Annotated in this window: 6 protein-coding genes; 2 read left to right on the forward strand and 4 right to left on the reverse strand. The window is 35.5% G+C overall.

Translation table 11 applies throughout. The features are described 5' to 3' along the window. Nucleotide 1 precedes the first annotated feature (1 nt). The 3 genes from GMB86_RS11580 to GMB86_RS11590 all read right to left on the reverse strand — a co-directional run bounded on the left by GMB86_RS11580 (nt 2) and on the right by GMB86_RS11590 (nt 3789). Nucleotides 2-811, reverse strand: a complete 810-nt coding sequence (locus GMB86_RS11580; RefSeq protein WP_155220111.1) for a pyrroline-5-carboxylate reductase family protein — start codon at nt 809-811, stop codon at nt 2-4. A gap of 439 nt (nt 812-1250) precedes the next feature. Beyond that, nucleotides 1251-2552 carry a DUF445 domain-containing protein gene (locus GMB86_RS11585; RefSeq protein WP_155220114.1) on the reverse strand — a complete coding sequence of 434 codons (1302 nt, stop codon included), beginning with the start codon at nt 2550-2552 and terminating at the stop codon, nt 1251-1253. Nucleotides 2553-2631: 79 nt separating this feature from the next. Next, nucleotides 2632-3789: a DUF445 domain-containing protein gene (locus tag GMB86_RS11590; protein ID WP_196220212.1), complete on the reverse strand. Its 1158-nt coding sequence runs from the start codon at nt 3787-3789 to the stop codon at nt 2632-2634. A gap of 500 nt (nt 3790-4289) precedes the next feature. Between GMB86_RS11590 and GMB86_RS11595 the strand changes: the two genes are divergently transcribed. Next, nucleotides 4290-4568, forward strand: coding sequence for an ArsR/SmtB family transcription factor (locus GMB86_RS11595; protein ID WP_155220120.1), 279 nt, complete (start codon nt 4290-4292; stop codon nt 4566-4568). A gap of 116 nt (nt 4569-4684) precedes the next feature. Further along, on the forward strand, nt 4685-5068 hold the full coding sequence (locus tag GMB86_RS11600) for a VOC family protein (RefSeq protein ID WP_155220123.1): 384 nt from the start codon (nt 4685-4687) through the stop codon (nt 5066-5068). Between the two features lie 175 nt (nt 5069-5243). Here GMB86_RS11600 and GMB86_RS11605 read toward each other — a convergent pair whose 3' ends face one another. Then, complete coding sequence (locus GMB86_RS11605) at nt 5244-5681, reverse strand: GNAT family N-acetyltransferase (RefSeq protein ID WP_155220126.1); 438 nt, start codon at nt 5679-5681, stop codon at nt 5244-5246. Nucleotides 5682-6309: the final 628 nt, after the last annotated feature.

Below are 6309 nucleotides of genomic sequence, written 5' to 3' on the forward strand. Positions count from 1 at the left end.
TTTATTCCCCTTTTCCCAATTCTGTCGTCCGATGGATTGCAGCGAGCACCGCGTTCTGAACGCCTGCTGCAAAGTTACTAGCATCCAGTTCATGCTGAGCCGTAATCCCCACGCCGCCAGCAGAGTTGTTGATATCCAGCAATTCGTACGGGTGCTTGCCAGTGATCTCCAGCATTTTCGCTGCTCCCTGCAGGTTCTCCAGCGCGATTTCATTGGCTTGTTTTCTCGATAACCCGCCAAGTACACCGGCATTGGTCAACGCCAGAAAGAAGTTATAGACATAATTTGGTCCTGCAATAGCGTAACCAGTGTAAATATCAATTTGTTCCTCCGGTATATAGTCAACTTTTCCGAAACTCTTCAGAAATTCATCGATATCTTCCTGATTCGCCGACGCATTCAACGCCGCACCAGAAACGCCGAATCCTGTATCCGTGAGCGTGTTCGGAATGATACGAGCAACTGGATAGTCGGCTACTTCTAGCGCGTCTTCCAATTGTTCGATCGTGACACCCGCAATAATCGAGATCAGCGGTTTCTTTTGACCACTCGACCCAATCTGTCTGGCAATTTCCGCCCAATCATCTTGCGGGCGAACTCCCAATAAGATTAAGTCAGCGTTCTTTAATAGCTCGGGTTGAAATTCCCGACTTGTTGTGACATGGTACGTCTCTGCTAAGTAACGCACCCGGTCCGGACTGATATCTACAACATGCGTGGTCTCAGCAGAAATTGCCTGACTCTCGAGTGACGCACGAATGATCGCTTCAACCATTTGGCCGCCGCCAATTGCATACAATGATTTTGTCATTTTCTTTCCTCCATCCTGTAAAAAAAACGCCTCAAGCTCTTTGGGCTTAACGGCGCCGTCTACTGATCCATGATATTGAAATCGATTAATGCTTTTTCACTCTCAAATAGGGGTGACTGTTAAGTGAAATAAGACTCAGTCGATTCGATGCCAATGGATAGACGACGTACTAAGTGATACAGAAAACATACACATGGATTGCATACAACACATTAGCATCTTTTGACCTAATTTCACTTATGTTCACCTCCAAAAATCATCTATTAACTCAAAACGTATAACTATATTCCTATAGTAATAGTATGTTTTATGGTTGTCAATCGATTTTTTTATTTTAAAATTTTTCAGAAATTTGAGATCAAGGGCGCAGGCGGCTTGCTAAGAAAAAAACTTAGACATGCGCCCATGGTCATTTAAATACGAGATAATAAATCTATCATCAACCAATTAATAAACCGTAAAGTGTCATAACTAAATATAAAATGAAGCCTATTATTGCCCCAACGATGGATCCATTAACTCTTATCCATTGCAAATCGGACCCCACTTTACTTTCTATTAAGTCTTCTAAATCTTTATTTGAGAATTGATTTAAACTTTCACTTACAAACCTACCAATTTTAATATGTTCTCGTTCAATTATTTGAATAATCCATTTTGTAACTTGTTGTTCTATTTTTGTTATTAGATCTTCATTTTCTTTAAAATTATTCCAATAAGACGCCAATTGAGCATGAAGAAACGTCTTTATTGATGAAGAACTAAAAGTAGAAGATGGCTTTTTCTCTAGATATCCCGGTAATTTTTTAATAAAAGTTTGTAGCAATGCGCCGATTTGAATTTGGTCTATAACGCCAAACTTCCATCTATCGACAGCACTCTTCATCGAAGGGTCCTTATCTAATTTATATAGACTTTCTTTTAACATACATTTAGCTTTTAAACGTAATGGATGGTTTCTTTGCTTTAATCTATATAATAATTGAGTGAGTTCATGATGAATACTGTCTGTCATATCTTGGACATTCATCACATTGGTTAATTCTAAAAAGCCTAAAGCAAAACTTCCCCATGACTTTTCAAGCCAATTTCCCGTTTTTTTATAGTCTTGCACTAAAGCACCGATAAAAAGTGTTAGTTGCTCTTTCATTTCAGGCTCTTGGATTTTGGTGATTCCAGTGTCAATAAACCAATCTATATATTTATCGATTTCCCCATTTTCAATATGATGATCAATTATTTTATAGATAAATGGGTTAATATCGAAATTTCTTAACTTCTTCTTGATCCATCTTTCCAGAATAATGAAAGTTTTATCTTGTTCGAGTTTCTTTAGTAGTTTTGGGGATTCATTGATTAACCTTTCCACTAACTTTTCAAGTCCATTCGTTTGGTCAATATACCTAACAAATAAACTCACGAAAGAAATTTGTTGAATTTTATTTTTAAGTAAAGATTGACTTAATAATTCCCGTTCAACCATTTTTGTGACAGATTGTATTAACTTATCTCGATGACGAGAAATGAGAGCGGTATGAGGGATAGGTAAGCCAAGTGGTTTTCTAAATAAAGCGGTTATTGCAAACCAGTCAACTATACCTCCAACTAATGCAGCCTCAGCCATAAAATAAATTAATTTAACACTATAAAGAGAACCATAATAATGTTTTAAAATCACTGCAAGAACAAAAATAAGAAACACGATGGCAAGAACACTATTTGCTAGATACCGATTCTTCATTTATTTCCCTTCTGTGAATGACCCCTCCTTACCCTCGCCCATCACAGGCTTGAAGAAGGGGAATTTTTTTGAAAATCTGTTAAACCCAAAAGGTAAGTAGATAGAGAATAACCCCTGTAAAAAAACCAACCAATGTTCCACTTACACGAATAAGTTGTAAATCATGACCTGCTTTTGTTTCAATTGAATGAACTAAATCTTCTGTCGTGTAGGTATTTAATCCTTCTTTTACTAAAGTTCCTAAAGCATGATGCTTGACATGGATCCAACGCCTCACCATTATTTGCAATAAACTTTCCATCTCATCCCGAACAGATGAATGTGTTTTATATTGTTGAAGCAATGTCTCGAAAATCGACTCCACTTTCTCTGCTTTTATAATATTATCATTCATTGATGCTTTATCTTTATATTGCTGAAGACATTCAGTAACATAAGTATCTATACGAATTTTATTGATAATTTGATTATTGATCCAGGAATCCATCTTTTCTCTTAAAACATGATCCCCTTTTATTTGATCAATGTAGTTCAAACACTCCTTTCGAATCTTTTCACGTATTGGATTTTCCTTATCCATGATTTTTTCAAGAAAACCAATGAGCCGTTTTTGTACCTTCAATGTTAATTTATCAATGGTTGAATCTGTAATAAATCGATCTATCCACTGTCTAAATGTTTGTTCTTTCATGTACGACGTCTTAGCTTCTAATAAGCTCATTCTAATCAATTCTGAAATCTCATTGCTTTTACATATGTTAATAACTTCTTCAATAATGAAAGGAATGAACTTTTCTCCTTGGCGTTTTTTTATTGAATAGTCTATTACCTCTATGATAAGTGGCGTGATTTCTAAATTTCCTAGCTGTTCCTTAAGTGTATATTCTAGAAATTCCCCAATCTCAGTAGAATTCATATGTTTTATGTAATCGATCATAATGGTTTGTATGGTTTTGGATATTTCATGTTTAACTTCATCATGATCTAAAACTTGGACTATTTTTGCTTCTAAACGTATTTCCCCCACTTTTCGATCAAGATTTTCTATTGAAAATAAATCCTTCTCGATCATGCTAACTAAAGTGTCAATAAGCCTCTTGCGGTTTGAAGAAATGATATCTGTCCGGATGAATAATGATGGATGAGATTTTATACCTAAAGGTTTTCGAAAAAGAGCTGATACGGCAAACCAATCAGCGAGTCCTGCAACTAAAGCTGCAGTAAATCCACTGAACATTAAACCACCGAAAAACATACTCTTGTATATAAAACTTATCAGGAACCCTATAAATACAAAAACCAAAAGTCCAGTGGCAAAAAAACTCCTTTTTCTCCTCTTCGCCAATTGAATCACCTACTTGTTAGTTACAAAAAACTCAATACAGTATTACCTATCTATTTTATGTTAATTGATAATAATATTCAATTATTTGTGATGTTAGGATCATCTCTCCTTAGTATTTTTTTGTTTTGGTTTATTTAGTTTACATAATGTTTATATGTTTTATTGAATTTATGAGGGGACCGACTAATAGTTAGATTTTGACACGAAAAAAGTCAAATATCATAAAGCTCTCTATTATAGTGAGAAACTGTCTTTTTATAGATTAGTTTTTATTTAGGGGTCTTAATGAATTAGCTAGTAAGTTATTTGAATCAAATTTGTTTTCTCCATGTCACGCAACTCTACAGTTACTTATTATTGACAGCAACCACGGGGTTGCATATACTTGATATATGAATCGGGACAAAGACACTACATTCAAAGCACTTGGCGACTCGACTCGGCGTCTTATATTAGACGAACTATCCGAACGCAACGAGCTGACATTGTATGAACTTACGGCACGTCTTATTATGAAGCACAACCTTTCCATTTCGCGACAGGCGATCGCCAAACATCTTACTACATTGGAAGATGCAGGGCTCGTAAAATCAAAACGAAAGGGAAAATATCGAGTACTTACGTTTAATAACGAACCACTTAAAAACTTACTGAAAGGATGGATAGAGTAATTTTATTTTATAATATCGGAACAGGCTTTTTGATGAATGTATGGTTGTTTTGCATGCAACCAGATTGTTAGCAAAGCACACCATGCGTCACAAATAACAAGGGAGGCAACAACAGAATGAGAATCGTAGTTACCAGTATATTCGTACAAGATCAAGACAAGGCACTGGAGTTTTATTCAGAAAAGCTAGGGTTTGTAAAAAAGGAGGACGTTCCCGCCGGAGAATATAGGTGGTTAACGCTTGTTTCTCCCGATGACCAGGACGGTACCGAACTTTTACTCGAACCGAATGACCATCCTGCCGCCAAAGAGTATCAAAAGAAGTTATTTGCTGAAGGCATCCCAGTAACAATGTTTGGGGTTGCAGATATTCACGCAGAGTACAAACGATTAATTGAAAAAGGCGTGAAGTTTACTATGGAGCCGACAGAAATGGGTGAAGTCACATTAGCTGTCTTCGACGATACATGCGGCAACCTTATTCAGATAGTGCAGAAGTAACTTAGTAGAAATAGTAACTTTATGGCAGTTTTTATGTTCGGTGAAATGTTTTTTATATAAATAGGCTCAGTTAATGTTTAATGTTAATTTTTTCGATAAAATGTTAGGAAACCATTTTTTGGTTCCTTAATTCTCAATAAACCAGCCTATTAGATATTCAATAAAGATGTTTGTTTTAAATGGGAATACTCATTGTAATGGTTCTATTTTTAAATCCTAATTTTTCATACAGTTTTAACGCTTGATTTCCTGCATATACACTTAAACGAACCTCTGAATATCCATCTTGTTTAAGATGTTCGATACCAGTTTCCATCAATAGTTTTGAAATTCCATTACCCCTAAATTCCTCTAACACAAACAATTCATAAATAAATCCATATATATTTTCAGTAAATTGGTCTTTACTTGTTCCTATAAGAATCCAACCCATTAGATTATCACCTTCAGTTGCTATCAAATAATAGCCTCCTTTCTGCAATAATGGTTCAATAAGTTGTTTGACTTTTTCATCCGACGGTTTTGCCTCGCCTAATGTACCATCGAATAATGCTTGTGGTGAAAGTGATAAAACCTTTTTATATTCCGAATCGTTAGGTTTTCTAATTTCCATAAATAGAGTTCTCCTCTCCCAATTTTTAAGCCAATTGCCCGTTCATGACCTTTTTAAGCACTGAACTTAGATAGACGGAGACTATCATAAGTTTCTGTCATTTCAAATACAAATGATGTAAGCAGAAGCTTTTGTCCATCATTAACACTCCCAAACCTTTGTTCTAATTTTAATTATAGCAAGAACTTGGTTGGGTTTCGAATATCAACAATATTCTTTAACAGAGCCTAAAAATTAAACACTTTATATTATCCCTGTCCTATTTTTAGGATGGGGTTATACATTTATAAGGTCTAAAATTAAATAAGATTGTTTGTTACTCTTCAATGGAAATGGAAATGTAATATTGTGAATGGGTTTACTTAAACACAGGGAGCTTTGTTAAACAACCAATCTAAAAAAGTCGTTTCCTTAGCGTACAGGAATGATTTTTTTGGGTTGAATTTCGCTTAGCATACAAAAGAAATTTCCGAAATGTTGGCGGTACCTCTTATAAGGTATTCCGATTTATTGAGCCTCTTTCCGATTTATTGCACCACTTTCCGATTTATTGCACCACTTTCCGATTTATTGCACCACTCTCGGATTTATTGCACCACTCTCGGATTTATTGCACCACTCTCGGATT

Source organism: Terrilactibacillus tamarindi, assembly GCF_009718825.1.
Classification (GTDB): domain Bacteria; phylum Bacillota; class Bacilli; order Bacillales; family Sporolactobacillaceae; genus Terrilactibacillus; species Terrilactibacillus tamarindi.

What these genes read in the sequence shown, in the direction of transcription:
- GMB86_RS11580 (WP_155220111.1), bottom strand. Translation starts at nt 811, where the DNA reads ATGACAAAATCATTGTATGCAATTGGCGGCGGCCAAATGGTTGAAGCG.
- GMB86_RS11605 (WP_155220126.1), bottom strand. Translation starts at nt 5,681, where the DNA reads ATGGAAATTAGAAAACCTAACGATTCGGAATATAAAAAGGTTTTATCA.
- GMB86_RS11595 (WP_155220120.1), top strand. Translation starts at nt 4,290, where the DNA reads ATGAATCGGGACAAAGACACTACATTCAAAGCACTTGGCGACTCGACT.
- GMB86_RS11590 (WP_196220212.1), bottom strand. Translation starts at nt 3,789, where the DNA reads ATGTTCAGTGGATTTACTGCAGCTTTAGTTGCAGGACTCGCTGATTGG.
- GMB86_RS11585 (WP_155220114.1), bottom strand. Translation starts at nt 2,552, where the DNA reads ATGAAGAATCGGTATCTAGCAAATAGTGTTCTTGCCATCGTGTTTCTT.
- GMB86_RS11600 (WP_155220123.1), top strand. Translation starts at nt 4,685, where the DNA reads ATGAGAATCGTAGTTACCAGTATATTCGTACAAGATCAAGACAAGGCA.